We start from the raw sequence: 24,997 nt of genomic DNA on the forward strand, positions 1-24,997 counted from the left end.
GGCAGTTCTCTAAATTCGCAGTTCAGCGGAATAGTCGTGGCGGCGCAGTTCTGCGACGAAGTCGTAGTAGTCGTTGCGGCAGTAGGTGTCGGTGATTTCGATCGGCGTGTTGTCGGCGGTGTAGCCGACCCGGGTCATCAGCAGCATGGCGGTGCCGGGGGCGATGCCGACCAGCTTGGCGAACTCGTCCGAGGCGTTGATCGCCTGGATATGCTGCAGGGCGCGCACCACCGGTTTGCCGATGCCTTCCAGGTATTCGTACAGCGAGTGGCCGATGGCTTGTGGCTGTGGCAGGACCGAGGCGGGCATGGTGGTCATTTCAATTGCCATCACCGTGTCATCCGCCTTGCGCAGGCGCTTGAGGCGAGCCACTTTGTCGGCGGGCGACAGGCCCAGGCGGATCATCTCTTCGTGGGTCGGCTGGGTCAGTTCACGCTCCAGCCATTGCGAGCTGGGCACAAAACCCTTGAGCCGCAGCATTTCGCTGAACCCCGACAGGCGCGACAGCGGCTGTTCCAAACGTGGTGAAATAAAGGTGCCGGAGCCTTGGTTACGGCGGATCAGCCCTTGGGCAAACAACACTTCCAACGCCTTGCGTGCGGTGACGCGCGAAATGCTCAATTGCTCGCTGAGTACGCGTTCTGACGGCAGTGCCTGCTCGGACGTCCACTGGCCGGCATGGATCGCCGCTTCCAGTTTGCGCGCCAATTGCAGGTACAGCGGCGTGGATTGTTTGTCGTCGGGGCGCAGGGCCAGGATGGGATTCATCGTTCAGGTTTCCGATGCGGTTATTGGAGTGTTGTCGCCCGGTATGGGCCGGAAATTAATACCACTTAAATACCATGTCAATGCAGTCAAAATGGTGCAGGCATTGGTTGTAGGGCCCCGCAATGGGGCCTGGTATCAAGTGGTATTAGAGAGGTCTTTATCACGCGCAGAACTGCGCAGCCCGCGGGGGTGAACTGGTATTCACCGGCGGGCGTTGCCTGAGGCATTAAATTTTTTCGAATTATTTTACGAACGGTACGCGATTACGGACGAATCTCGATGAGGGTGCCGTCTTTGACCAGGTTCCACACTTCACGCATGTCCACATTGCGCATGCCGATGCAGCCGTCGGTCCAGTCCAGGGTGTGGAACCACTGTTCCGGGTAATCCTCAGTGTCGGGGGTGCCGTGGATCATGATCATGCTGCCGGGGCTCACGCCTTCACGGCGGGCGCGGGCGGCGTCGCTGATGTTCGGGTAGGAGATGTGCATGGCCAGGTTGAAGCGGTCGCTGGTCTTGCGCCAGTCGAGCCAGTAGAGCCCTTCTGGCGTGCGGCGGTCGCCCTCGATCAGTTTGTGGCCCTTGGGGTTCTTGCCCAGGGAAATGCGGTAGGTCTTGAACGGCTTGCCGTCGTTGATCAACTGCAATTGATGGGCAGACTTGAGCACCAGGACTTTTTCCACAGGCTTGCCGCCCAGGGTTTGCACCGTGGAGGCTGGCGCCAGTGTGGCGAATGATAGGCAGAGCAGAGCAAGCACCCAACGCATCAAAGACGGTATCCCCAGTGTCATGGCGCGGGCTTGCCCATCGGCGGCACGGCTTCGCTGCGCACCGGGAACGCCTGTTGCCGACGGTCAGCGAAAAAGTATTCCAGGGTACGCCCGACCGTGCGGAAAGCCAGCTCGGACCAAGGAATGTCGGCTTCGTCGAACAGTTGCACCTCAAGGCTCTCGGGGCCAGCGGCAAAGTCCAGGTCGAGCAGGTCGGCGCGGTAGAAGATATGCACCTGGTTGATGTGCGGCACGTCGATCAGCGTATAGATATTCAAGTTGTGCACGCGGGCGCAGGCTTCTTCCTGGGTTTCGCGCATGGCGGCCTGTTCCACTGTCTCACCGTTTTCCATGAAGCCGGCGGGCAGGGTCCAGTAACCCAGGCGCGGCTCAATGGCGCGGCGGCAGAGCAGCACTTTATCGCCCCACACTGGCACGGTGCCGGCGACGATGTTGGGGTTCTGGTAGTGGATGGTCGAGCAGTGATCACACACAAAACGCAGGCGGCCGTCGCCTTCGGGGATGCGTTGGGTAACCGGTTTACCGCACTGGCTGCAGAAATTCATGCTGGGGTTCCTGGAAAGTGCGTCTATCTTGGCGTGACGGGCAGGGCGCTGCAACAAGTTGTCGTTTAGCGACACGGCGCGGGTTTTGGGGTTGGGCACCCGCGAGCTTTGGTGCATGATGCAAGGTAGCCAACAGACCGAGATGACTCATGCTGGACGAGCTACTTCGCCGGGTAAGCAATCACACTCCCCACACCCTGGAGACCGACGGGCGTTTCCCCGAGGCCGCGGTGCTGGTACCGATCACCCGCAGTGACGAACCTGAGCTGATCCTGACCCTGCGCGCCAGTGGCCTGTCGACCCATGGTGGCGAAGTGGCCTTTCCCGGCGGGCGCCGTGACCCCGAAGACCCGGACCTGATTTTCACCGCGCTACGTGAAGCGGAAGAAGAGATCGGCCTGCCACCCGGCCTGGTGGAAGTCATCGGACCACTGAGCCCATTGATCTCCCTGCATGGCATTCGGGTTACGCCGTATGTCGGCGTCATCCCCGATTACGTCGAATACCTGGCCAACGATGCCGAAATTGCCGCCGTCTTCAGCGTGCCTTTGGACTTCTTCCGACAGGACCCGCGCGAACATACCCACAGGATCGATTACCAGGGCCGAAGTTGGTATGTGCCCAGCTATCGATTCGGCGAATACAAAATCTGGGGGCTGACGGCGATCATGATCGTCGAGTTGATCAACCTGCTCTATGACGATGCCAAGATCAGCCTGCACCAACCACCCAAGAGTTTCATCAACATCTAAGCCATCGCTTGAATGGCAACGCCGTGAGGAAACACCATGAAATACCGCCTGGGCGACGCCCGCGTCGAGACGCATCCACACAGCTGGGTGGCGCCGAATGCCACGCTGGTGGGCAAGGTCAAGCTGGAGGAGGGCGCCAATGTCTGGTTCAACGCGGTGTTGCGTGGCGACAACGAACTGATCCTGATCGGCAAGAACAGCAACGTGCAGGACGGTAGCGTGATGCACACCGACATGGGCTACCCGCTGACCCTGGGCACCGGCGTGACCATTGGCCATAACGCGATGTTGCACGGTTGCACGGTGGATGATTACAGCCTGATCGGCATCAACGCAGTGATCCTCAACGGCGCCAAGATCGGCAAGCACTGCATCATCGGCGCCAATTCGCTGATCGGCGAAGGCAAGGAAATTCCCGATGGTTCGCTGGTGATGGGTTCGCCGGGCAAGGTGGTGCGTGAATTGACCGACGCGCAGAAACGCATGCTTGAAGCCAGCGCCGCGCACTATGTGCACAACTCTCAGCGTTATGCGCGTGACCTGGTCGAGCAGGAAGAATGAACCCGATTGAACGCCCCGTCGCCTCGCCGTGCGTGAGCATTTGTGCGCTGGACGATGACGACATTTGTACTGGCTGCCAGCGCACGGTGGATGAGATCACGCGTTGGAGCCGCATGGATAACGCCGAGCGCCGGATGGTGTTGGGGTTGTGTCATGAGCGGGCGAAAGCGAGTGGGTTGGTGTTTATGGTTTCGGGGAAATCCGGCGCCTGAGTGCTATCCCCTGTAGGAGCGAGCTTGCTCGCGAAAAACTCGATGACACCGCGTATAGTCAGGTACCCCGCGTAATCGTTAATGTTTTTCGCGAGCACGCTCGCTCCTACAGGTTTTCGCCCCATGCTCTTCCTGATCGCCTACATCAGCAGCGTCGTGCTGATCAACTTCGCCTTCTCCACCGCCCCGCACTTGGATGTCATCTGGTCCGCTTGGGGTGGCCTGGTCTTTATCCTGCGCGACATGGTGCAAACCCGCTTCGGCCACGGTGCGATCATCGCCATGCTGGCTGCGCTGGTGCTGTCGTATGTCACGTCCGACCCAGCCATCGCCCTGGCCAGCGCCACGGCGTTCGCGGTGTCCGAGTGCATCGACTGGCTGGTGTTCAGCATCACCAAGCGCCCGCTACACGACCGCCTGTGGATAAGTTCGGCGCTGAGCATTCCCCTCGATACCTTTATCTTCTTCGGCCTGATTGGTGCGTTGACCCCTGCGGTCGCCGGCACCGCGCTGGTGTCGAAATTCGCCGGGGTCACGGTGGTGTGGTTGATCATGGCTTGGCGCATCCGCAAGCGCGCCGTCGCCAACTGAGGCCAATTGCTGCAGTTCATGTAAAATGCCGGCCTTTCTCCCAATGATCCGCTCCCCTGAGGACCTGAGATGACCCGAATCGGAACTCCATTGTCGCCAACCGCGACCCGCGTTTTGCTGTGTGGCTGCGGTGAGCTGGGCAAGGAAGTGGTAATCGAACTGCAACGCCTGGGCGTTGAAGTGATTGCCGTGGATCGCTACGCCAACGCGCCGGCCATGCAGGTGGCGCACCGTAGCCACGTAATCAACATGCTCGACGGTGCTGCGTTGCGTGCGGTGATCGAGGCCGAGAAACCGCACTTCATCGTGCCGGAAATCGAAGCCATCGCCACCGCCACCCTGGTCGAGCTGGAAGCCGAAGGCTTTACCGTGATCCCGACCGCACGCGCCACTTCGCTGACCATGAACCGCGAAGGCATCCGCCGCCTGGCCGCTGAAGAGCTGGACCTGCCGACCTCGCCGTACCACTTCGCCGATACTTTCGAAGACTACAGCAAGGCCGTGCAAGACCTGGGCTTCCCGTGCGTGGTCAAGCCGGTGATGAGTTCGTCGGGCAAGGGCCAGAGCCTGCTACGCAGCGCTGATGACGTGCAGAAAGCCTGGGATTACGCCCAGGAAGGTGGCCGTGCCGGTAAAGGCCGCGTGATCATCGAAGGCTTTATCGATTTCGACTACGAAATCACCCTGTTGACCGTACGCCACATTGGCGGCACCACGTTCTGTGCGCCGGTTGGTCACCGTCAGGAGAAGGGCGACTACCAGGAATCCTGGCAGCCGCAGGCCATGAGCCCGATTGCCTTGGCCGAATCCGAGCGCGTCGCCAAAGCGGTGACCGAGGCCCTGGGCGGTCGTGGTCTGTTTGGCGTTGAGCTGTTCATCAAGGGTGATCAGGTGTGGTTCAGCGAAGTCTCGCCGCGCCCGCATGACACCGGTTTGGTGACCTTGATTTCTCAGGACCTGTCGCAGTTTGCCCTGCACGCTCGCGCCATCTTGGGCTTGCCGATCCCGTTGATCCGTCAGTTCGGGCCTTCGGCCTCGGCGGTGATCCTGGTAGAAGGCCAGTCGACCCAGACTGCGTTCGCCAACCTCGGCGCTGCGCTGAGCGAGCCGGATACGGCGTTGCGTCTGTTTGGTAAACCGGAAGTGAATGGCCAGCGTCGGATGGGTGTGGCGTTGGCGCGGGATGAGTCGATTGAAGCGGCTCGTGCTAAAGCGACCCGTGCTTCGAAGGCTGTTGTAGTAGAGCTGTAACCGCGTCGCGTCTATCGCCGGCAAGCCAGCTCCTACAATTTGAATTGTGAATACCCTCAAATGTAGGAGCCGGCTTGCCGGCGATAGCGGTCTATCAGGCGACCTTGTTCAAATCATTATCCCGCGTCTCTTTCAGGCACAGCACAGCAATCAAGCTGAGCAACGCTGCCGCCGACACATACCCGCCGACATAACTCAGCCCACCCATCGCCACTAGCTTGGTCGCGAAAAACGGTGCGGCCGACGCGCCGACAATCCCACCCAGGTTATACGCCGCCGAAGCGCCGGTATAACGCACACGAGTCGGGAACAGTTCCGGCAGCATGGCGCCCATCGGCGCGAAGGTCACGCCCATCAGGAACAGCTCCAAGGCCAGGAACAGCGCTACGGCCCAGGTCGAACCGTGGGTCAACAGCGGCTCCATGGTGAAGCCCGACAGGATTGCCAGGATCGCGCCGACGATCAGCACCGGCTTGCGCCCGTAGCGGTCGCTGGCCAAGGCCGCCAATGGCGTCGCCAGGCCCATGAACAGCACCGCAAAGCACAGCAGGCCGAGGAAGGTCTCGCGGCTGTAGCCCAAGGTTGAAACGCCGTAACTCAGGGAGAATGCAGTGGTGATGTAGAACAGCGCATAACACACCACCATCGATGCAGCGCCCAGCAACACCGGCAGCCAATGCTGGCTGAACAATTCCACCAGCGGCACCTTGACCGGCGCTTCCTTGGCGACGGCGTTGGCGAACACTGGTGTCTCGTGCAGTTTCAGCCGTGCATACAGGCCAACCATCACCAGCGCAGCGCTGAGGATGAACGGGATGCGCCAGCCCCAGCTGCGGAATTGTTCGTCGTTCAGGCTCATGGCCAGGATCAGGAACAAGCCGTTGGCGGCCAGGAAGCCGATCGAAGGGCCCAGCTGCGGGAACATGCCGAACCAGGCGCGTTTGCCTTTGGGCGCGTTCTCGGTCGCCAGCAGCGCCGCGCCGCCCCATTCACCGCCCAAGCCCAGGCCCTGGCCGAAGCGCAGTACACACAACAAGATCGGCGCCCAGGCCCCGATGCTGTCATAGCCGGGCAGCAAGCCAATCAGTGTGGTACATACGCCCATCAGCAGTAGCGAAGCCACCAGTGTGGATTTGCGCCCAATGCGGTCGCCGAAGTGGCCGAACAGCGCTGAGCCCAGCGGGCGGGCGATGAAGGCGATACCGAAGGTGAGGAATGACGCCAGCATCTGTGCGGTGCCAGAGGTCTGCGGGAAGAACACCGGGCCGATCACCAGCGCAGCAGCCGTGGCGTAGATATAGAAGTCGTAGAACTCGATGGCGGTGCCGACGATGCTCGCCGTGGCGACCCGTGCAGTCGAGTTGGTCGGGGCGGCGGCGGGCGCGGCCTCGTTGTAGGTGGTGCTCATGGTGGTGTCCCTGATGGTCATTGCGCGTTTGGACGCGGATTATTATTGGTCGAACACCCATGGATCAGGGTTGTGCGCGGGCAGGCTCGGGATGGGAGCGAACACCGGTCAGACACGATAAAGCGGTGCCTGGACACGCTGGGTGCGGGTAGCACGCGGTCGGGCGCGGCTCTGGTAAGCCGTCCCGATTATAGGAAGGGGTTTGCGGATCCAACAAGGGGGTTAAACGGCGACCGGCATCCGGCTGGTGTGCCAGATCAGCACCTTGCTGACGCGGTTGTCCTCGGTCTCGAGGATTTCCAGGCGGTAGCGCCCGATTTTCAGGCACACCGCGCAATCGGGAATGGTCTCCAGCGCTTCGGTGACCAGGCCGTTGAGGGTCTTGGGGCCGTCACTGGGCAGGTGCCAGTTCAGGCTTTTATTCAGCTCGCGGATCGAGGCGGCGCCATCGATGATGTAGCGGCCGTCTGGCTGGGGCTCGATATGCGGGTTGTCGGCACTCTGCTCGCTTTCGAATTCACCGACGATTTCTTCGAGGATATCTTCCAGGGTCACGATACCCAGCACTTCGCCGTATTCATCCACCACCATGCCCAGGCGGCGCTGCTGCTTGTGGAAGTTCAGCAGTTGCAGTTGCAGGGGTGTGCTTTCGGGGACGAAGTAGGGCTCGTGGCAGGCGGCGAGCAAGGCCTCTTTGGTCAGGCTGGCGTCGGGCAGCAGGTGTTGGATCTGCCGGGTATTGAGCACCGCCTGGACCTGGTTGATGTCGCTGTGAAACACCGGCAGGCGCGTGCGCTGGGAGGTGCGCAGTTGCTCAATGATTTCTTCGATCGAGTCATCCAGGTTGATGCCGTCCACTTCACTGCGCGGCACCAGGATGTCGTTGACGGTGATGTTGTCCAGGGCGTGGATTCCGGGCATGCCAGGGGTGCGGCTTTCGTCGGATTCGGCTTCCGGCTCGTCGTCATGGTCGGGCAGCGGTTCGTCGCTCTTTTTCACGATGCCGGACTTGCGTGCGAACGGGCGCAGCAGCAACAGGCTGATGCCATTGAGCAGCCAGGCCAGCGGGTAGAGGATTTTCAGCGGCACGCCCAGCAGCGTATTACCAAAGCCCAGCACGGCCTGAGGATGGCGGACGGCGAGGGCGCGGGGCAGGTAATCGGCCAGTATCAACAGGATCGCGCAGGAAATCATCCAGCCCAGCCAAGGCCCATTCTGCGCCCAGGCATAGATAGCCAGCAGCGTGCAGAGGATCACCACGGCGGCGCGACACAGGCTGTTGCACAGGATCAGGCTGTTACGCGGAAAGCTCAGACGGGCGGCGGCCTTGTCGCCCTGGCGTGTGCCGGGGCGCAGGGCCAGCAGGTGTTGTTGCGCGGCTTCGATGGCGGTGAACAGTGCGGCCCATAGGACCAGCAGGGCGATTACCGCGAGCATCGGCTCCAGGGGCAAGTTGTCCATGATGGCTGCCCGTCAGATATGCAGGATGTATTCGCGGACCAGCTTGCTGCCGAAATAGGCCAGCATCAGCAGGCAGAAACCGGCCAGGGTCCAGCGGATCGCCTTGTGCCCCCGCCATCCGAGGCGGTTGCGGCCCCACAGCAACACGCTGAACACCACCCAGGCCAGGCACGCCAGCAGGGTTTTGTGCACCAGGTGCTGGGCGAACAGGTTTTCGACGAACAGCCAGCCGGAGATCAGCGACAGCGACAGCAGCGTCCAACCGGCCCACAGGAAGCCGAAGAGCAGGCTTTCCATGGTTTGCAGCGGCGGGAAGTTCTTGATCAGCCCCGAAGGGTGCTTGTGCTTGAGCTGGTGGTCCTGCAGCAGCAGGAGCAGGGCCTGGAACACCGCGATGGTGAACATGCCGTAGGCCAGGATCGACAGCAGGATATGCGCGAGGATGCCCGGTTCTTCATCAATCACCTGCACCGTGCCGGTCGGAGCGAATTGCGCCATCAGCACGGTCAGCATGCCCAGCGGGAACAGCAGCACCAGCAGGTTCTCGACCGGAATCCGGTAGCAGGCCAGCAGTGTCAATGCGATGACAGCGGCCGCGATCAGGCTGGCGGCGCTGAAAAAATCCAGGCCCAGGCCGACGGGCGTCATCAAATGGGTAAACAGGCTGGCAGCATGGGCTAGCAGGGCGAGGACGCCAAGGCCGACGAGCAGGCGTTTGTCCGCCTTGGCGCCTTGGGCCAGACGAGTGCCCTGATAAAGAGTCGCAGCGGCATACAAAAGGGCGGCGGCGAGGCTGGGTAGCAAACTGGGTGACAAAGGGAGCATAAATCCTGTTAGGCAAGCCCGAAAGGCGCTGAGTTTGGCATACCCCCGCGTAACACGAAAGACTCTCAAGCCAGACAGCGGGTGTGCATGGCGGCAGTCTTCGCTATAATCCGCGACCTGCCCACGCCGCAGGCTCGCCGAGCGCTGTTTTTAATAGCGATTTACCACAGCCTGGGCCGTCATTACCTCGGTCTACCACTGCATTTCGATGAGTAGGGCCTGAAAGGATCGCGCATGTTTGAAAATCTGACTGACCGTCTCTCGCAGACGCTGCGCCATGTCACCGGCAAGGCCAAGCTGACCGAGGACAATATTAAAGACACCCTGCGTGAAGTGCGCATGGCATTGCTGGAAGCCGACGTCGCCTTGCCGGTGGTGAAGGACTTCGTCAACTCGGTCAAAGAGCGCGCGGTGGGCACCGAAGTGTCCCGCAGCCTGACCCCCGGCCAGGCGTTTGTGAAGATCGTCCAGGCCGAACTCGAAAGCCTGATGGGCGCGGCCAACGAAGATTTGAACCTCAGCGCCGTGCCACCGGCCGTGGTGCTGATGGCCGGTCTGCAAGGTGCGGGTAAGACCACCACCGCCGGCAAGCTGGCGCGCTTCCTTAAAGAGCGCAAGAAGAAGTCCGTGATGGTGGTGTCGGCTGACGTTTACCGTCCGGCCGCTATCAAACAGCTGGAAATGCTCGCCGGCGAAGTGGGCGTAACCTTCTTCCCGTCCGACCTGAGCCAGAAGCCGGTCGACATCGCCAACGCGGCTATTAAAGAAGCCAAGCTGAAATTCATCGACGTGGTCATCGTCGATACCGCCGGTCGCCTGCACATCGACGAAGAGATGATGGGCGAGATCAAGGCGCTGCATGCTGCGATCAACCCGGTCGAGACGCTGTTCGTGGTCGACGCCATGACCGGCCAGGATGCGGCCAACACCGCCAAGGCCTTCGGCGACGCGTTGCCGCTGACCGGCGTGATCCTGACCAAGGTCGACGGTGACGCCCGTGGCGGTGCCGCGCTGTCGGTACGTGCCATCACCGGCAAGCCGATCAAGTTCATCGGTATGGGCGAGAAAAGCGAAGCGCTCGAACCGTTCCATCCGGAGCGTATCGCTTCGCGCATCCTCGGCATGGGCGACGTGCTCAGCCTGATCGAGCAGGCCGAAGCCACGCTCGACAAGGACAAGGCCGACAAGCTTGCTAAAAAGCTGAAGAAGGGCAAGGGCTTCGACCTCGAAGACTTCCGTGACCAGCTGCAACAAATGAAGAATATGGGCGGCCTTGGCGGCCTGATGGACAAGCTGCCGAACATCGGCGGTGTGAACCTGGCGCAGATGGGCAATGCCCAAGGCGCGGCAGAGAAGCAGTTCAAGCAGATGGAAGCCATCATCAACTCCATGACCCCGGCCGAGCGCCGCGACCCTGAGCTGATCAGCGGTTCGCGCAAACGTCGGATCGCCATGGGTTCCGGCACCCAGGTGCAGGACATCGGTCGCTTGATCAAGCAGCACAAGCAGATGCAGAAGATGATGAAGAAATTCTCCGCAAAAGGCGGAATGGCCAAGATGATGCGCGGCATGGGCGGTATGTTGCCCGGCGGCGGCATGCCGAAAATGTAAAGTATTCGAGCGGGAGCCCAGCTCCTGCTCCGACCCACAGGGACGTGGGATCTCCAGCAAACCCGCCGTTGGCGGGCGCTGACTCGCCGTTTTAACCGACGGCTCTATAGCAGATCTGAGTGGCACGCTGATAGGCGCCAGAAAAAGACATTTGCAAAAGTCCGGATATTCCTTAGAATATGCGGCCTTTCGGGCACCTATGCCCGCTGTGCATTTAGATTTGCAGCACCGACTACAGGAACGATGTTCACATGCTAACAATCCGTCTTGCCCTTGGCGGCTCCAAAAAGCGCCCGTTTTACCACTTGACCGTAACCGACAGCCGCAACCCGCGCGACGGTTCGCACAAGGAACAGGTTGGTTTCTTCAACCCTGTTGCTCGTGGTCAAGAAGTTCGTCTGTCCGTGAACCAAGAGCGCGTAGCCTACTGGCTGAGCGTGGGTGCACAGCCATCCGAGCGCGTTGCAAAACTGTTGAAGGACTCGGCTAAGGCCGCAGCCTGAGCAATATGAACGCGACGCCAGCTGTTGCTGATGATTTGATCGTTATCGGCAAGATTTACTCTGTTCATGGCGTTCGCGGCGAAGTGAAGGTGTATTCCTTTACTGATCCGACTGAAAACCTGTTGCAGTACAAGACCTGGACGCTCAAGCGCGAAGGGAGTGTGAAGCAGGTTGAGCTGGTCAGTGGACGCGGGAGCGATAAGTTCCTGGTCGCAAAGCTCAAGGGTCTTGATGACCGTGAAGAAGCTCGTCTTCTGGCCGGTTATGAGATCTGCGTGCCGCGCAACCTGTTCCCTGAATTGACCGACGGCGAGTACTACTGGTACCAGCTGGAAGGTCTGAAGGTTATTGATCAACTCGGGCAATTGTTCGGGAAAATCGATCATCTTCTGGAAACCGGCGCCAATGATGTAATGGTGGTCAAGCCTTGCGCTGGCAGCCTGGATGATCGCGAACGCCTGTTGCCCTATACGGCGCAATGCGTGTTGGCCGTCGACCTGGTCGCGGGCGAGATGAAGGTGGAATGGGACGCGGACTTCTAAGCGTGGCTAATTTGCGCATTGAAGTGATCAGTTTGTTTCCCGAGATGTTTTCCGCCATCAGCGAGTACGGCATCACCAGTCGGGCGGTGAAACAGGGGCTGTTGCAGCTCACCTGTTGGAACCCGCGAGACTACACGACGGATCGACATCACACTGTGGACGATCGCCCATTTGGCGGTGGTCCGGGCATGGTGATGAAGATCAAGCCCCTGGAAGACGCGTTGGTTCAGGCCAAGGCCGCCGCCGGGGAGAAGGCGAAGGTAATTTACCTGTCCCCTCAAGGCCGTCAGCTGAAACAGGCTGGGGTCCGCGAACTGGCGAATGAGGAAGCACTGATCCTGATTGCCGGTCGCTATGAAGGCATTGACGAGCGTTTTATTGAAGCTCATGTCGATGAAGAGTGGTCGATTGGGGACTATGTCCTGTCTGGCGGCGAGCTGCCGGCGATGGTCCTGATAGATGCGGTTACACGACTGCTGCCTGGAGCTTTAGGGCATGCGGACTCCGCGGAGGAAGATTCCTTCACGGATGGTTTGCTGGATTGCCCGCACTACACCCGACCGGAGGTGTATGCGGATCAGCGTGTTCCCGACGTATTGCTAAGTGGCAATCACGCACACATCCGGCGTTGGCGTTTACAGCAGTCCCTTGGTCGGACCTATGAACGACGCGCCGATCTTCTGGAAAGCCGCTCGCTTTCTGGAGAAGAGAAGAAGCTGCTCGAGGAATACATCCTCGCGCGGGACGATAGTTAACAACGTATCGATGGTAGGTCCATTGACTTACCTTAGGAGCACAGCATGACTAACAAAATCATCCTTGCACTCGAAGCAGAGCAGATGACCAAAGAGATCCCTACCTTTGCCCCGGGCGACACCATTGTCGTTCAGGTGAAAGTGAAGGAAGGCGACCGTTCGCGTCTGCAAGCGTTCGAAGGCGTGGTAATCGCCAAGCGTAACCGTGGTGTGAACAGTGCTTTCACTGTTCGTAAAATCTCCAACGGTGTTGGCGTAGAGCGTACTTTCCAGACCTACAGCCCGCAAATCGACAGCATGGCCGTCAAGCGTCGCGGTGACGTACGTAAAGCCAAGCTGTACTACCTGCGTGACCTGTCCGGTAAAGCAGCTCGCATCAAGGAAAAACTGGCTTAAGTCCAGCTTCCCGATGCAGAAAAAAGCAGCCTACGGGCTGCTTTTTTGTGCCTGAAATTTGTCCATTTGCCGGTATTTGTCCATGACCACCCGCCTCGAAGAAATCCAGCGCCGCACCGACCTGTCCGTGACCCACGTCACCAAGGCCGTGTTCCCGCCGACCACCAACCACCACAACACCTTGTTCGGCGGCACCGCCTTGGCCTGGATGGATGAGGTGTCGTTCATCACGGCCACGCGCTTTTGCCGCCTGCCGTTGGTGACGGTGTCTACCGACCGCATCGACTTCAACCACGCGATCCCGGCCGGCTCCATCGTTGAGCTGATCGGCCGCGTGATCAAGGTCGGCAACACCAGCCTCAAGGTTGAAGTGGAAGTGTTCGTCGAGAGCATGAGTGCCGATGGTCGCGAGAAGGCGATCCAGGGTGTGTTCAGCTTTGTGGCGATTGACGCAGACAAGCGCCCAGTTCCCGTACTGCCTGGCTTCAAAGACTGACATCGCCCTCTGTAGGAGCCGGCTTGCCGGCGATAGCGGCCTCAAGTATTGCAGTGTCATTGGGAGGGCGCCATCGCCGGCAAGCCGGCTCCTACATGAGGTAGCATCTATCTAATTTCCCAGCCTCCGAGCCCCCATGCCCGCCATTGACCATCCGCTGATTGATCGCTTCCTCGACGCCCTGTGGCTGGAAAAAGGCCTGTCAGACAACACTCGCCAGGCCTACCGCAGCGACCTGACGCTGTTCAACGGCTGGCTACAGGAAAAAAACCTCGAGCTGATCAATGCCGGTCGCGAACTTATTCTCGATCACCTCGCCTGGCGCCTGGAGCAGAACTACAAGCCACGCTCTACTGCACGATTCCTTTCCGGCGTGCGTGGCTTCTATCGCTATCTGCTGCGTGAAAAACTGATCTCCCTCGACCCAACCCTGCAAGTCGATATGCCACAACTCGGTAGGCCATTGCCCAAATCCCTGTCGGAAGCCGACGTGGAGGCCTTGCTTGCCGCGCCGGATTTAAGTGAGGCCATCGGCCAGCGCGACCGCGCCATGCTGGAGGTGCTGTATGCCTGCGGCCTGCGGGTGACCGAATTGATTAGCCTCACCCTGGAGCAAGTCAACCTGCGTCAGGGCGTGCTGCGGGTGATGGGCAAGGGCAGCAAGGAAAGGCTGGTGCCCATGGGCGAGGAGGCGATTGTGTGGGTCGAGCGCTATATGCGTGATGCTCGCAGTGAGCTGCTTGGTGGGCGGCCCAGCGACGTGCTGTTCCCCAGCCTGCGCGGCGAGCAGATGACCCGGCAGACCTTCTGGCATCGTATCAAGCACCAGGCCAAGGTCGCGGGTATCGGCAAGACCTTGTCACCCCACACGTTGCGCCATGCATTTGCCACGCATTTGCTCAACCACGGTGCGGATTTGCGCGTCGTACAAATGCTGCTTGGCCACAGCGACTTATCCACAACCCAGATCTACACCCATGTTGCCCGTGCACGTTTGCAGGATATGCACGCCAAGCACCACCCGCGAGGCTGAAAACCGCCAATTTATCCCGTCACGGGCTGCCCTGCGGCCCAACTGTGGTAGGCTTTGCCGGTTAGCAAAGGGGACGGCCCATACCCGAGTTTCCACATCGGTGCTACTGCTCCCGTCCCTGCATCTGCCTTCAGGAGTTCCCATGCGCTTGACCCAGATTATTGCCGCCGCAGCCATTGCGTTGGTTTCCACCTTTGCGTTTGCCGATGACGCTGCCGAGCAGACCATCCGCAAGAGCCTGGCCAACCTGCAACTCGATACCCCGATCGAAAGCATCAGCGCCAGCCCGATGGCCGGCCTGTATGAAGTCAAGCTCAAGGGCAGCCGCGTGCTGTACGCCAGTGCCGACGGCCAGTACATCGTCCAGGGTTATCTGTTCCAATTGAAGGACGGCAAGCCGGTCAACCTGACCGAGAAAGCCGAGCGCCTGGGCGTGTCCAAGCTGATCAATGGCATTCCGGTAGCAGAAACCGTGGTTTACCCGGCCATCGGCGAGACCAAGACCCATATCACCGTGTTCACCGACACCACCTGCCCGTACTGCCACAAGCTGCACGCCGAAGTGCCGGCATTGAACAAGCTGGGTGTGGAAGTGCGCTATGTCGCGTTCCCGCGCCAGGGCCTGGGTTCGCCGGGTGACGAGCAGTTGCAAGCCGTGTGGTGCTCGGCCGACAAGAAAGCCGCCATGGACAAGATGGTCGATGGCAAGGAAATCAAAGCGGCCAAATGTGCCAACCCGGTTTCCAAGCAGTTCGCCCTCGGTCAATCCATCGGCGTGAACGGTACACCGGCCATCGTTTTGGCTGACGGCCAAGTGATTCCGGGCTACCAGCCGGCACCACAAGTTGCCAAACTGGCGCTCAGTGCCAAATAAATCAGTATCGTCGAAACGTCGACGATCAAGGCTTGCTGACACGTCGGCGAGTCGTTAATTGCAAGCCGCAGTCGTGCGGCTGTTTTCCACGGCCGACCTAGCGTCGGCCGTTTCATGGGGAGTTCTTCAGTGAAACCGGTCAAAGTAGGCATCTGTGGGTTAGGGACCGTCGGTGGCGGCACCTTCAACGTACTTCAGCGTAATGCTGAAGAAATTTCCCGCCGCGCAGGCCGTGGGATTGAAGTGGCGCAAATTGCCACGCGTTCGCCAAAGCCTCAGTTCGAAACGACCGGTATTGCGATTACCAACGATGTCTTCGCCGTTGCCACCAACCCTGAAATCGATATCGTCATCGAGCTGGTCGGCGGCTACACCGTGGCCCGTGAGCTGGTGCTCAAGGCCATCGAGAACGGCAAGCACGTGGTTACCGCCAACAAGGCGCTGATCGCCGTGCACGGTAACGAGATCTTCGCCAAGGCCCGCGAGAAGGGCGTGATCGTGGCGTTCGAAGCCGCCGTGGCCGGTGGTATCCCGGTGATCAAGGCGATCCGTGAAGGCCTGTCCGCCAACCGCATCAACTGGGTGGCCGGCATCATCAACGGCACCGGTAACTTCATCCTTACCGAAATGCGCGAGAAGGGCCGTACCTTCGAAGACGTGCTGGCCGAAGCCCAGGCCCTGGGTTACGCCGAAGCCGACCCGACTTTCGACGTGGAAGGTATCGACGCCGCTCACAAGCTGACCATCCTGGCGTCCATCGCCTTTGGTATCCCGCTGCAGTTCGACAAGGCCTACACCGAAGGCATCACCAAGCTGACCACCGCCGACGTGAACTATGCCGAAGCTCTGGGATACCGCATCAAGCACCTCGGCGTTGCGCGCAGCACCCCAGCCGGTATCGAGCTGCGTGTGCACCCGACGCTGATCCCGGCCGACCGCCTGATCGCCAACGTCAATGGCGTGATGAACGCCGTGATGGTCAACGGTGATGCGGCCGGTTCGACCCTGTTCTACGGCGCCGGTGCCGGCATGGAGCCCACCGCTTCGTCGGTGATCGCCGACTTGGTGGACGTGGTCCGCGCCATGACCAGCGACCCGGAAAACCGTGTGCCGCACCTGGCCTTCCAGCCGGATTCGCTGTCGGCCCACCCGATCCTGCCGATCGAAGCCTGCGAAAGCGCCTACTACCTGCGCATTCAGGCCCAGGACCATCCGGGCGTGTTGGCCCAGGTTGCGAGCATCCTGTCGGAGCGCGGTATCAACATCGAATCGATCATGCAGAAGGAAGTCGAGGAGCAAAACGGCCAGGTGCCGATGATCCTGCTGACTCACCGCGTGCTCGAACAGCACATCAATGATGCCATCGCTGCCCTGGAAGCCCTGCAAGGCGTGGTCGGCCCGGTGGTACGGATCCGCGTCGAACACCTGAACTAATGGTTTTGCTGCAAGGGCCCCGCAGGTTCGGCGGCCCTTGTTCAAGAATGCTCTAGAGGAGCCAGTCATGCGTTATATCAGCACCCGCGGCCAGGCACCGGCCCTGAATTTCGAAGACGTCCTGCTGGCAGGCCTTGCCACTGACGGCGGCCTGTACGTGCCGGAAAACCTGCCACGTTTTACCCAGGAAGAGATCGCTTCCTGGGCTGGCCTGCCGTACCACGAGCTGGCGTTCCGCGTGATGCGCCCGTTCGTCACCGGCAGCATTCCGGATGCGGATTTCAAGAAGATTCTGGAAGAGACATATGGCGTGTTTTCCCACAACGCCATCGCCCCTCTGCGCCAGTTGAACGGCAACGAATGGGTACTGGAGCTGTTCCACGGCCCGACCCTGGCGTTCAAGGATTTCGCCCTGCAACTGCTGGGTCGCCTGCTCGACTACGTGCTGCAGAAGCGCGGCGAGCGCGTGGTGATCATCGGCGCTACCTCCGGTGATACCGGCTCGGCGGCCATCGAAGGGTGCAAGCACTGCGAAAACGTCGACATCTTCATCCTGCACCCGCACCAGCGCGTGTCGGAAGTGCAGCGTCGCCAGATGACTACCATCTTTGGTGAGAACATCCACAACATCGCCATCGAAGGCAACTTCGATGACTGCCAGGAAATGGTCAAGAACAGCTTCGCTGACCAGAGCTTCCTGAAGGGCACGCGCCTGGTGGCGGTGAACTCGATCAACTGGGCGCGGATCATGGCCCAGATCGTTTACTACTTCCACGCTTCCCTGCAGTTGGGCGGCCCGGCGCGTTCGGTATCGTTCTCGGTGCCGACCGGCAACTTCGGCGACATCTTCGCCGGTTACCTGGCGCGCAACATGGGCCTGCCGATCAACCAGTTGATCGTCGCCACCAACCGCAACGACATCCTGCACCGCTTCATGAGCGGCAACCAGTACGTCAAGGAAACCCTGCACGCTACCTTGTCGCCGTCCATGGACATCATGGTCTCGTCAAACTTCGAGCGCCTGCTGTTCGACATGCACGGTCGCAACGGCGCAGCGATTGCCGGCTTGATGGACACCTTCAAGAGCGGTGGCGGTTTCAGCGTGGACGAAGAGCGCTGGACCGAAACCCGCAAGCTGTTTGATTCCCTGGCCGTGGACGACGCGCAGACCTGCGAAACCATCGCCGAAGTCTATGCCCAGACCGGCGAGCTGCTCGACCCGCACACCGCGATCGGTGTGAAGGCCGCCCGCGAATGCCGTCGCAGCCTGGACATCCCGATGGTGATCCTGGGCACCGCCCATCCGGTCAAATTCCCGGAAGCGGTGGAGAAGGCGGGTGTTGGCAAGGCGTTGGAGCTGCCTGTGCACTTGGCAGACCTGTTCGAGCGTGAAGAGCGTTGCACCGTATTGGCCAATGACTTGAAGGCTGTGCAGGCGTTTGTGAGCCAGCACGGAAATCGTGGCAAGCCGCTCTGATTCAATGGCTTCGCGAGGTTGCTCAAGCCCGTCTTCGTGACGGGCTTTTTCATTGGGGCAAGCCATACTCCAACGGGCAACCGACAACAAAAAACAAGGAAACCAATACGGTGCGTTTATTAAGCCGAAGGTGCATGTGGCTGGTGTGTCTGCTCTTGTTCAGTCATCTGTCGACGAGCCTGGCAGCCGTTAGCCTGCCCTTCAAACTGGTCCCGGCTTTTACGCCTCTGGCACCCTTGCCTTTGACGGCCGCCGAGCAGCAATGGCTGGCGACCCATCGAACGCTGAAGGTCGGTATCTCCATTGATGATTACCAGCCGATTGATATTACCCGCGACCATAATCGCTACCAGGGCATCAGCGCCGACTACCTGAGCCTGATCGGGGCGCGGCTCGATGTGCCCATGCAGGTGATGGGCTTCGCTGAGCGGGCGCAAGCGGTGGAAGCCTTGCGCAGTGGGGCGATTGATATTCTGACCAGCGCCAATGGCTATGAGCGGGATGTGCCTGGGTTGCGGTTTACCCGCGACTACATGCCGGATCGTTCGGTGGTTGTCGTGCGCCGCGACGACGCTACGCAGAACGAGGACCTCGCGGACAAGAAGGTGGTCTTGCTGGAGGGATATGCCAATGTCGGCAATGTGCATCGGGCCTATCCCGCCAGTCATATCATGCTGGCTCCGAACCTTTACAGTGGCTTGGAGGCGTTGAACCAAGGAGATGCCGATGCCTTTATCGGCAATGAAGTGATCGTGCGTGCCTACAAGTCGCTGCGTCCTTACCTGGGTTTACAGATAAAAGTGGAGAGCCGGCTGGCGCCGATTGGCTTTGCCTTTGCCTCCCGCGCGGCGGACCCTTTGTTGGGGGGTATGCTGGACCGTGCCTTGTCGAGTATCGACGAGTCGATACGGCGTGAAATCCTGGCGCGCTGGACCACCGGCCTGGGGGTGGGCATCGCCGCAGACCGCATTGTGTTGTCGGCCCAGGAGCAAGCGTGGCTGTTGCACCATCCTCATGTGGTGGTGGCGTCCCAGCAACAGTCGCCGTACATCTTCAAAGACAAGGATGACCAATGGGTCGGCCTGAACGTCGATCTGCTAAACCGGATTTCACGCATGACGGGGTTGCAGTTCGTGATGGAAGAGGTGTCTTCCACCGCGCAGACCCTGGAGTTACTGGCAGCGGGCAGGGCGGATATGAACACCACGCTGGCCGAGAATCAGGAACGCAGGCAATTCCTGGATTTCAGTCATGGTTTTGGTGGCGCCGGGTGGGTGTTTATCCAGCGCAGCGACACGCCATTACTGGTCAGTTTGAGTGAACTGTCCGGCAAAGTATTGGCGTTGCCGGCACGCCATGTACTGGAAAACTTTATTCGTCGTGAACACCCAGACATCGAAATTCTCTCTGTCGATAACTATACCCAGGCCCGTGATCAAGTGATTCAGGGGCATGCGGCGGCAACTATCCAAAATGAGGTGGAGGTGCAGAGTTACCCGTCCGACGGCTTGCGTATCGGGCGCAGTGTCGAGGGCAAGTGGTCGTCCAACAGCCTTGTGGTGCGCAAGGATCAGCCCGAGCTGCTGAGTATTGTGAACAAGGCCTTGGAAGCGATGCCGGTGGCCGAGTTGAGCGCGCTGCGCTTGCGCTGGCTGGGCGCGGTGCCCATCCCTACATCGGCGTGGCAGCGTGTGCCGCCATGGGCCTATTGGACGGTCGCCATGGCGCTGTTGTGTGTGTTGCTATCGCTGGCCTGGAATAGCCGGCTCAAGCGTCAGATCCAGCAGCGCTTGGTGGCCGAGCAACGACTGAGCGATCAGTTGGCCTTCAAGCGTGCCTTGCTCGACGGCATGCCCAACCCGGTTTTCGTACGTGACCTGGCTGGGCGGTTGGTGACCTGTAACATCAGCTATGAGCAGCAGTTGGCCACCCGGCGGGAGCAGATCCAGGGCCTGACCTTGATGGAGAGTGGTTTGATGCCAGAGGCTACTGCCGCACGCCTGCATGCAGGGCACATGGAGCAGTTGGCAACGCAGCGATCGTTATTTGTTGATCGCCAGTTGGAGTTCAACGGCGGCACTTTCCACGTTTATCAATGGACGGTGCCGTTTTTCGACGCGCGCGGCCAATTGCAGGGATTGCTCGGGGGGTGGATCGACATCAATGAGCGCAAAGTCCTGGAACATCAGTTGATGGACGCACGCCAGGCTGCTGACGAAGCGAATTACGCCAAAAGTGCATTTCTCTCGACGCTCAGCCACGAAATTCGTACACCGATGACCGCCATCATCGGCTTGCTTGAATTGGAACAAGAACGCGCCCTGGCCGAGGGCAAGCGCGTTTCCGAAGCGCTACAGGTGGCCCATCGTTCGGCACGAGAATTGATTGAGTTGATGGGCGATAGCCTGGACCTGGCCAAGATCGAAGCAGGCCATTTGCAACTGGCGCCGCAGACCACTGACCTGAAAAGTTTTTTCGAGGGGATCCAGCGCCTGTTCGAAGCCATCGCGCGTAAAAAAGGCCTGCATTTGACCCTAGCATTTGACCCGGCGGCGCAAGGCAGTTATTGGTTCGACCCGCTGCGCTTGCGGCAGGTCATGCATAACCTGCTGGGCAATGCGTTGAAGTTTACCGAGCAGGGTGAGGTTCGCCTCAGCGTCGTCACCCAGTGCGATGAGTCGGGCGCTGAATACCTGCATGTGTGTGTTGCAGACAGTGGGCCGGGGATTGGCGTCGAACAACAGGCTCGGGTGTTCAAGCCTTTTGTCCAGGTCAGCCCGCTGACGGCGGCTCAGCATGGCGGGACGGGACTGGGCTTGAGCATTTGTCAGCAACTGGCGGAGTTGATGGGCGGCACGATCTCCCTGAGCAGCGCGGCGGGCGAGGGCACGACGGTGTGCATTGACCTGTATCTGGAACGGGTCAGTGGTGACGACATGCCTGTTGTGCCTGCGCTGGCCCTGCCGACTGTCGGTCGCCGTTTGTCGGTGCTGGTCGTGGACGACCTGCCCGCCAATCGTCTGGTGCTGGCTCAGCAGCTTCAGTTCCTCGGTCATCGGGTGGTGGCCCTCGACTCGGCTGAGTTGGCCTTGCAGCATTGGCGAGATGACGCCTTTGACGTGCTGGTGACCGATTGCAACATGCCGGGTATGTCCGGCTACGCCTTGAGCGAAGCGGTCCGCGGGATTGAAGCGCAGGAGCGACGACCGCGCTGTGCGTTGGTGGGTTGTACCGCCAATGCCATGGAGGATGAGCACCGGCGTTGTCTTGAGGTCGGCATGGATGAACTGTTGGTCAAGCCGGTTACCCTTGAACACTGGGCCAGGGTACTCGCCCGCGTGGCGCCGTTGCGCACCTTCAATATCCAGACCTTGCATGCGATGACCCAGGCCGATGGGCCGGTGCTGCAGCGAATGCTGGAGGAGTTGGCAAAGAACCTTGAGCATGAGCACGACGCGATCAGGGCGGCGTTGGCGGAACAGGCTTTCCCTAGGGTGATTGCCTCGCTGCATCGTCTCAAGGGCATTTGCTGCCTGGTGGATGCACTGCCCCTTGCCAAGGCGTGTGTGGGGCTTGAAAGCTGCCTGCGTGAGCAGCGTATTGAAGAGGTTCAACCCCTGTGGTTCGTGCTGAATGAAGCGTTGGCAGAGTTTAGAGTTGAGCTGGGGGCTCATTTGAATCCGCAAGAATAGGACGTGTCCTATGGGGCGCGCAGGGCCTTTTGAGTAGCCTGCGCCACCTCGCTTTTACGCCGTAGAGTTTGCCATGCGCTCCCTCAATGTCTTGATCCTCGAAGATAACCCGTTCCAACTGATGGCCCTGCACCAGATGCTCAATGCCAATGGTGTATTCAATGTAATGACGGCCGAAACAGTAGAGGCCGCCCGGCAGTCGTTGGCGTGCAAGGGACCGGTGGACATTGCTATTTGCGACCTCTATCTGGAGCAAGGCGATGCCCTTGAACTGATTCGCGAATTGGGTGAGCTGAGGCAAACGCAGGTGCTGATTCTGTTAAGCAATGCTGAGCCCAACGTATTGGAAGGGGTCGCCAGCATGGCGCGTCAGGCCGGGTTGAATGTGCTTAGGTGTTTGCCCAAACCCGCCTCGGCACAGCTGATCGGGCAACTGCTGACGATTTGCCAGCAACACTTACGGCCAGGGCCGCAGGTAGTGTCCTGGGCGAGGGTACGCCAACTGTTGGGGGTGAATGAACAGGATAAATTGCCGCCTTCGGTGGATGCCTGTCAGGAAGCCATCTCGCGCTACGCCAGCGCCAGCTTTCAGCCTATCGTTTGCCAGGCAGGCGTATTGCAAGGGGTTGAGGTGCTGGCGAGGTGGTACCTACCAGAGGGAGAAGTGTTGCTACCGCATGAGTTCCTGCCGGTGCTGGAGTTTGCCGGGATGGAGGAGGCATTTACCTGGCATGTGTTGGAAGAGGCCCTAGGCCTTGTCAGCCAGATAGCGTGGGATACGGGCGAGATCTTGCCAGTGGCGGTGAACATTCCCGGGCGGATGCTGGAGCATGCGCATTTTCCCCAGAGGCTGCAGCGCCTGCTGCAACGCTATGCCGTGCCCGCCCATAGCCTGACGCTGGAACTGGTCGAAACCACCCGCTTGAACACCGACAGTGCGCATGTCAGCAGCTTGCTGCGTTTGCGGATGATCGGTTGCAAGTTGTCTATCGGTGACTTCGGCATCGGCGGCACCAGTTTGCAGCGTTTGCTGGAGTTGCCTTTCACCGAGCTGAAAATACCACCGGCCTTTGCCTGTGGAATGGCGGGCGATGAGCGCAAAGTGGCCGTCGCCGCAGGTGCCATGAGCATGGCCAGCCGTATGGGCATGAACGTGGTAATGGCGGGCATTGAAACGACAGCCGATCGTGATGCTGCCTGTGCACTGGGCCCTGCCTGGTTACAAGGCCGTCTGATTGCCCCGCCGATGGACGTGCAGGCGCTGAAAGAGTGGCTCGGCCATGAGGCTAGGCCAACCCATGCTCCTGCACGTAGATAAACAGTGAAGCGTCGGTACTGAGCCCGAGCTTGCGCATGGCGCCGACTTTTTGCGCACTGACTGTTTGCTTGCTGCGATGCAGATGTGCCGCGATCTCACCAACGGTCAGCCCTCTTGCCAACAGGCGAATCACTTCCAGCTCACGGGGCGACAGTTGCTCGTGCGACTGCAATCGACCAGTGCCCATGGCGCTCAGCGACTGGCGAATGGTGTGGGCCACATAGCATTGCTGCTGGCGTACCCGCCGGACGGCTTCAGGCAATTCATTCGCGAGGCTGGCTTTACTCAGCAGGCCCATGACACCCAGCTCCAGAATGGCGTGAAACAACCCAGCGTTGTTGAGCATGGTCACCACGACGATGGGTAGCCTAGGGTGATGCCGGCGCAGTTTTTCGATCAGTCGTAAACCGTCTGCCTGGGGTTCGGCGGGCATCATGAAATCGGTGATCAGCAGGTCGCAGGCACAGTGTTGCAGCAATTGGGTAAGGGACTGGGGTGAGTTGGCTTCGCCGACGATTTCCAGCTGTTCATCGCGTTCCAAGACGGCTCGCAGACCAATCAGGAAAATGGGGTGGTCGTCGGCAAGGATGATGCGCAAGGGTTTTTCAGGTGCGCTTCTCAAGATGGATTCCCCGGACAATTCGGGGATTCTAGCCTGTTAACCCAGTGAAGGTTGAAAGTGAGGGGGGCACGGTGCACAAAAACGCCGCTTTCCCTTCCTTGGGTTAGCGGCGTTTTTTGTTTCTGGCAGGCCCGGTCTAGTGTTACGAGAATAGTTTCTGCGCGACGACTATGACGGTGCCGACTGCGGCATAGAACCCCGTCGCGATACCCACTGGGTACCAGAAAGTCTCACAGGTTATCTTCAGGGATTCTTTGTTGAGTTTGTTCTGCTCTGCGTTCATACGTGCGATTTCAGCAAAAATACGTGAGACCTCGGCGTGCATTCTGTCTGTCGATGTTTGCTGTTCATTGTGTTCCGCCATCATCTTCATCCTTTGCAAGCAATAAGGGCCTTTTGACATGAGCCTCCGCCTACACGGCAGAGTGATCGGCGCTCACCGAGTATAGGATTCACCACTGGCCTCAGCCCTCGGCCAACCCTAAAGCAGCTGCCCATTGCGTAAGCAGTTATGTGCCGCCGTTTTTTCCCTGTCATGTTGCAAGCGCATGCTGGAATCCGTCACCCCCTGACGGCCCCATAAAGACGATAAAGCGAACTTTCCTACGTCACAAACAGTCACTTAGGATAGATGCAGCTCCCGTTGAAACGATTGTTCCCGAACTATTGAGTGGTGATCGAGATGGAAAGTATCAGCCTATTGCTCGAAGAAGCACTGAGCCCTTATCAGGTTACGCTGACCACCTCTGGTGTGCAGGACGAGTGCCTGGTAACCGTGAAGAATCCTGCTGGCGCCATCGTGGTCGAACGTGAAGTCGACCGCGCCCAATTGATGGACAAACGCGTGCTGGTGGATGTGGTGGACTGTCTGCTACGCGACATTAAAATCGCTGAAGGACGCCTGGAGCCCTCGGTCATCGCGGCCTTGCGCAACGCAGCCCAGACCCGTAACGCCACCGCCGCATGAAGAATTGTTTAACTGTGGAAACTTCCTACAACGTGGCCGGTCAGATTTCGTAACAGCAAGAGCAAACATTGTGCTCCGGTGTTTGTGCCTTGTTGTACTGGTCTTTGTAGGC

26 protein-coding genes are annotated in these 24,997 nt (G+C 59.7%); 18 read left to right on the top strand and 8 right to left on the bottom strand.

Annotated features, from left to right (window positions below; genetic code table 11):
• Window positions 1-9 precede the first annotated feature (9 nt).
• The 3 genes from HX868_RS24955 to HX868_RS24965 form a co-directional block, all read right to left on the bottom strand.
• Window positions 10-768, bottom strand: coding sequence for a GntR family transcriptional regulator (locus tag HX868_RS24955; protein WP_177004711.1), 759 nt, complete (start codon window positions 766-768; stop codon window positions 10-12).
• 263 nt (window positions 769-1,031) lie between these two features.
• On the bottom strand, window positions 1,032-1,535 hold the full coding sequence (locus tag HX868_RS24960) for a L,D-transpeptidase family protein (protein WP_177004712.1): 504 nt from the start codon (window positions 1,533-1,535) through the stop codon (window positions 1,032-1,034).
• Window positions 1,536-1,555: 20 nt separating this feature from the next.
• A complete protein-coding gene (locus tag HX868_RS24965) occupies window positions 1,556-2,104 on the bottom strand; it encodes an NUDIX hydrolase (RefSeq protein WP_177004713.1) in 549 nt (182 codons plus the stop codon).
• A gap of 149 nt (window positions 2,105-2,253) precedes the next feature.
• Between HX868_RS24965 and HX868_RS24970 the strand changes: the two genes are divergently transcribed.
• The 5 genes from HX868_RS24970 to purT all read left to right on the top strand — a co-directional run bounded on the left by HX868_RS24970 (window position 2,254) and on the right by purT (window position 5,471).
• The gene (locus tag HX868_RS24970) at window positions 2,254-2,856 is read left to right on the top strand and encodes a CoA pyrophosphatase (RefSeq protein WP_016971944.1); all 603 of its coding nucleotides are present in this window, start codon (window positions 2,254-2,256) and stop codon (window positions 2,854-2,856) included.
• A gap of 36 nt (window positions 2,857-2,892) precedes the next feature.
• On the top strand, window positions 2,893-3,417 hold the full coding sequence (locus tag HX868_RS24975; RefSeq protein ID WP_028617818.1) for a gamma carbonic anhydrase family protein: 525 nt from the start codon (window positions 2,893-2,895) through the stop codon (window positions 3,415-3,417).
• Window positions 3,414-3,629, top strand: coding sequence for a DUF1289 domain-containing protein (locus HX868_RS24980; RefSeq protein ID WP_177004714.1), 216 nt, complete (start codon window positions 3,414-3,416; stop codon window positions 3,627-3,629). Before HX868_RS24975 ends, HX868_RS24980 begins: the two co-directional genes overlap by 4 nt.
• Window positions 3,630-3,752: 123 nt before the next feature.
• A complete protein-coding gene (locus HX868_RS24985) occupies window positions 3,753-4,220 on the top strand; it encodes a VUT family protein (RefSeq protein WP_015885703.1) in 468 nt (155 codons plus the stop codon).
• A gap of 69 nt (window positions 4,221-4,289) precedes the next feature.
• Window positions 4,290-5,471, top strand: coding sequence for a formate-dependent phosphoribosylglycinamide formyltransferase (gene purT / locus HX868_RS24990; RefSeq protein WP_017139720.1), 1,182 nt, complete (start codon window positions 4,290-4,292; stop codon window positions 5,469-5,471).
• Between the two features lie 94 nt (window positions 5,472-5,565).
• On the opposite strand, the gene HX868_RS24995 is transcribed toward purT, so the two are convergent.
• The 3 genes from HX868_RS24995 to HX868_RS25005 form a co-directional block, all read right to left on the bottom strand.
• Window positions 5,566-6,879, bottom strand: coding sequence for an MFS transporter (locus HX868_RS24995; protein ID WP_061433966.1), 1,314 nt, complete (start codon window positions 6,877-6,879; stop codon window positions 5,566-5,568).
• Window positions 6,880-7,101: 222 nt separating this feature from the next.
• Window positions 7,102-8,340: a transporter associated domain-containing protein gene (locus HX868_RS25000; protein ID WP_177004715.1), complete on the bottom strand. Its 1,239-nt coding sequence runs from the start codon at window positions 8,338-8,340 to the stop codon at window positions 7,102-7,104.
• Between the two features lie 12 nt (window positions 8,341-8,352).
• Window positions 8,353-9,165, bottom strand: a complete 813-nt coding sequence (locus HX868_RS25005) for a cytochrome C assembly family protein (RefSeq protein WP_425504243.1) — start codon at window positions 9,163-9,165, stop codon at window positions 8,353-8,355.
• A gap of 234 nt (window positions 9,166-9,399) precedes the next feature.
• Between HX868_RS25005 and ffh the strand changes: the two genes are divergently transcribed.
• From ffh to HX868_RS25065, 12 genes are all read left to right on the top strand, one after another.
• Complete coding sequence (gene ffh / locus HX868_RS25010; protein ID WP_003193965.1) at window positions 9,400-10,776, top strand: signal recognition particle protein; 1,377 nt, start codon at window positions 9,400-9,402, stop codon at window positions 10,774-10,776.
• Window positions 10,777-11,027: 251 nt separating this feature from the next.
• On the top strand, window positions 11,028-11,279 hold the full coding sequence (rpsP, locus tag HX868_RS25015) for a 30S ribosomal protein S16 (protein WP_003175899.1): 252 nt from the start codon (window positions 11,028-11,030) through the stop codon (window positions 11,277-11,279).
• 5 nt (window positions 11,280-11,284) lie between these two features.
• Window positions 11,285-11,821 (top strand): ribosome maturation factor RimM, encoded by a 537-nt coding sequence (gene rimM, locus HX868_RS25020; RefSeq protein WP_016977713.1) that lies wholly within the window; start codon window positions 11,285-11,287, stop codon window positions 11,819-11,821.
• Complete coding sequence (gene trmD / locus HX868_RS25025; RefSeq protein ID WP_016977714.1) at window positions 11,803-12,576, top strand: tRNA (guanosine(37)-N1)-methyltransferase TrmD; 774 nt, start codon at window positions 11,803-11,805, stop codon at window positions 12,574-12,576. Before rimM ends, trmD begins: the two co-directional genes overlap by 19 nt.
• A gap of 45 nt (window positions 12,577-12,621) precedes the next feature.
• Window positions 12,622-12,972 carry a 50S ribosomal protein L19 gene (rplS, locus tag HX868_RS25030; RefSeq protein WP_003175895.1) on the top strand — a complete coding sequence of 117 codons (351 nt, stop codon included), beginning with the start codon at window positions 12,622-12,624 and terminating at the stop codon, window positions 12,970-12,972.
• An 82-nt stretch (window positions 12,973-13,054) separates the two neighbouring features.
• Window positions 13,055-13,468 (top strand): acyl-CoA thioesterase, encoded by a 414-nt coding sequence (locus HX868_RS25035; RefSeq protein WP_177004717.1) that lies wholly within the window; start codon window positions 13,055-13,057, stop codon window positions 13,466-13,468.
• Between the two features lie 136 nt (window positions 13,469-13,604).
• On the top strand, window positions 13,605-14,501 hold the full coding sequence (gene xerD / locus HX868_RS25040) for a site-specific tyrosine recombinase XerD (protein WP_177004718.1): 897 nt from the start codon (window positions 13,605-13,607) through the stop codon (window positions 14,499-14,501).
• A 142-nt stretch (window positions 14,502-14,643) separates the two neighbouring features.
• Window positions 14,644-15,375, top strand: a complete 732-nt coding sequence (locus tag HX868_RS25045) for a thioredoxin fold domain-containing protein (protein WP_010207987.1) — start codon at window positions 14,644-14,646, stop codon at window positions 15,373-15,375.
• Window positions 15,376-15,504: 129 nt separating this feature from the next.
• Window positions 15,505-16,809 (top strand): homoserine dehydrogenase, encoded by a 1,305-nt coding sequence (locus HX868_RS25050; protein ID WP_010207988.1) that lies wholly within the window; start codon window positions 15,505-15,507, stop codon window positions 16,807-16,809.
• A 67-nt stretch (window positions 16,810-16,876) separates the two neighbouring features.
• The gene (gene thrC / locus HX868_RS25055) at window positions 16,877-18,286 is read left to right on the top strand and encodes a threonine synthase (protein WP_177004719.1); all 1,410 of its coding nucleotides are present in this window, start codon (window positions 16,877-16,879) and stop codon (window positions 18,284-18,286) included.
• Between the two features lie 134 nt (window positions 18,287-18,420).
• Window positions 18,421-21,978: a transporter substrate-binding domain-containing protein gene (locus HX868_RS25060; RefSeq protein WP_218168804.1), complete on the top strand. Its 3,558-nt coding sequence runs from the start codon at window positions 18,421-18,423 to the stop codon at window positions 21,976-21,978.
• Between the two features lie 73 nt (window positions 21,979-22,051).
• A complete protein-coding gene (locus tag HX868_RS25065; RefSeq protein ID WP_177004721.1) occupies window positions 22,052-23,296 on the top strand; it encodes an EAL domain-containing response regulator in 1,245 nt (414 codons plus the stop codon).
• Here HX868_RS25065 and HX868_RS25070 read toward each other — a convergent pair.
• Window positions 23,265-23,918: a response regulator gene (locus HX868_RS25070; RefSeq protein ID WP_177004722.1), complete on the bottom strand. Its 654-nt coding sequence runs from the start codon at window positions 23,916-23,918 to the stop codon at window positions 23,265-23,267. The two genes, HX868_RS25065 and HX868_RS25070, sit on opposite strands and share 32 nt — an antisense overlap.
• Before the next feature lie 142 nt (window positions 23,919-24,060).
• Window positions 24,061-24,282 (bottom strand): hypothetical protein, encoded by a 222-nt coding sequence (locus tag HX868_RS25075; protein WP_049711681.1) that lies wholly within the window; start codon window positions 24,280-24,282, stop codon window positions 24,061-24,063.
• Window positions 24,283-24,600: 318 nt separating this feature from the next.
• On the opposite strand from HX868_RS25075, the gene HX868_RS25080 reads away from it, so the two are divergent.
• Window positions 24,601-24,885 carry a DUF3509 domain-containing protein gene (locus tag HX868_RS25080; protein WP_020372646.1) on the top strand — a complete coding sequence of 95 codons (285 nt, stop codon included), beginning with the start codon at window positions 24,601-24,603 and terminating at the stop codon, window positions 24,883-24,885.
• The last annotated feature ends 112 nt before the right edge of the window (window positions 24,886-24,997 follow it).

This window comes from Pseudomonas reactans (assembly GCF_013385825.1).
Lineage (GTDB): Bacteria > Pseudomonadota > Gammaproteobacteria > Pseudomonadales > Pseudomonadaceae > Aquipseudomonas > Aquipseudomonas reactans.

What these genes read in the sequence shown, in the direction of transcription:
- HX868_RS25080 (WP_020372646.1), top strand. Translation starts at nt 24,601, where the DNA reads ATGGAAAGTATCAGCCTATTGCTCGAAGAAGCACTGAGCCCTTATCAG.
- HX868_RS25060 (WP_218168804.1), top strand. Translation starts at nt 18,421, where the DNA reads ATGTGGCTGGTGTGTCTGCTCTTGTTCAGTCATCTGTCGACGAGCCTG.
- HX868_RS24980 (WP_177004714.1), top strand. Translation starts at nt 3,414, where the DNA reads ATGAACCCGATTGAACGCCCCGTCGCCTCGCCGTGCGTGAGCATTTGT.
- HX868_RS24985 (WP_015885703.1), top strand. Translation starts at nt 3,753, where the DNA reads ATGCTCTTCCTGATCGCCTACATCAGCAGCGTCGTGCTGATCAACTTC.
- rpsP (WP_003175899.1), top strand. Translation starts at nt 11,028, where the DNA reads ATGCTAACAATCCGTCTTGCCCTTGGCGGCTCCAAAAAGCGCCCGTTT.
- HX868_RS25075 (WP_049711681.1), bottom strand. Translation starts at nt 24,282, where the DNA reads ATGGCGGAACACAATGAACAGCAAACATCGACAGACAGAATGCACGCC.
- HX868_RS24970 (WP_016971944.1), top strand. Translation starts at nt 2,254, where the DNA reads ATGCTGGACGAGCTACTTCGCCGGGTAAGCAATCACACTCCCCACACC.
- ffh (WP_003193965.1), top strand. Translation starts at nt 9,400, where the DNA reads ATGTTTGAAAATCTGACTGACCGTCTCTCGCAGACGCTGCGCCATGTC.
- HX868_RS24995 (WP_061433966.1), bottom strand. Translation starts at nt 6,879, where the DNA reads ATGAGCACCACCTACAACGAGGCCGCGCCCGCCGCCGCCCCGACCAAC.
- purT (WP_017139720.1), top strand. Translation starts at nt 4,290, where the DNA reads ATGACCCGAATCGGAACTCCATTGTCGCCAACCGCGACCCGCGTTTTG.
- thrC (WP_177004719.1), top strand. Translation starts at nt 16,877, where the DNA reads ATGCGTTATATCAGCACCCGCGGCCAGGCACCGGCCCTGAATTTCGAA.
- HX868_RS24965 (WP_177004713.1), bottom strand. Translation starts at nt 2,104, where the DNA reads ATGAATTTCTGCAGCCAGTGCGGTAAACCGGTTACCCAACGCATCCCC.
- HX868_RS25035 (WP_177004717.1), top strand. Translation starts at nt 13,055, where the DNA reads ATGACCACCCGCCTCGAAGAAATCCAGCGCCGCACCGACCTGTCCGTG.
- HX868_RS25005 (WP_425504243.1), bottom strand. Translation starts at nt 9,165, where the DNA reads ATGCTCCCTTTGTCACCCAGTTTGCTACCCAGCCTCGCCGCCGCCCTT.
- rplS (WP_003175895.1), top strand. Translation starts at nt 12,622, where the DNA reads ATGACTAACAAAATCATCCTTGCACTCGAAGCAGAGCAGATGACCAAA.
- xerD (WP_177004718.1), top strand. Translation starts at nt 13,605, where the DNA reads ATGCCCGCCATTGACCATCCGCTGATTGATCGCTTCCTCGACGCCCTG.
- trmD (WP_016977714.1), top strand. Translation starts at nt 11,803, where the DNA reads ATGGGACGCGGACTTCTAAGCGTGGCTAATTTGCGCATTGAAGTGATC.
- HX868_RS25000 (WP_177004715.1), bottom strand. Translation starts at nt 8,340, where the DNA reads ATGGACAACTTGCCCCTGGAGCCGATGCTCGCGGTAATCGCCCTGCTG.
- HX868_RS25045 (WP_010207987.1), top strand. Translation starts at nt 14,644, where the DNA reads ATGCGCTTGACCCAGATTATTGCCGCCGCAGCCATTGCGTTGGTTTCC.
- HX868_RS24955 (WP_177004711.1), bottom strand. Translation starts at nt 768, where the DNA reads ATGAATCCCATCCTGGCCCTGCGCCCCGACGACAAACAATCCACGCCG.
- HX868_RS24960 (WP_177004712.1), bottom strand. Translation starts at nt 1,535, where the DNA reads ATGCGTTGGGTGCTTGCTCTGCTCTGCCTATCATTCGCCACACTGGCG.
- HX868_RS24975 (WP_028617818.1), top strand. Translation starts at nt 2,893, where the DNA reads ATGAAATACCGCCTGGGCGACGCCCGCGTCGAGACGCATCCACACAGC.
- HX868_RS25065 (WP_177004721.1), top strand. Translation starts at nt 22,052, where the DNA reads ATGCGCTCCCTCAATGTCTTGATCCTCGAAGATAACCCGTTCCAACTG.
- rimM (WP_016977713.1), top strand. Translation starts at nt 11,285, where the DNA reads ATGAACGCGACGCCAGCTGTTGCTGATGATTTGATCGTTATCGGCAAG.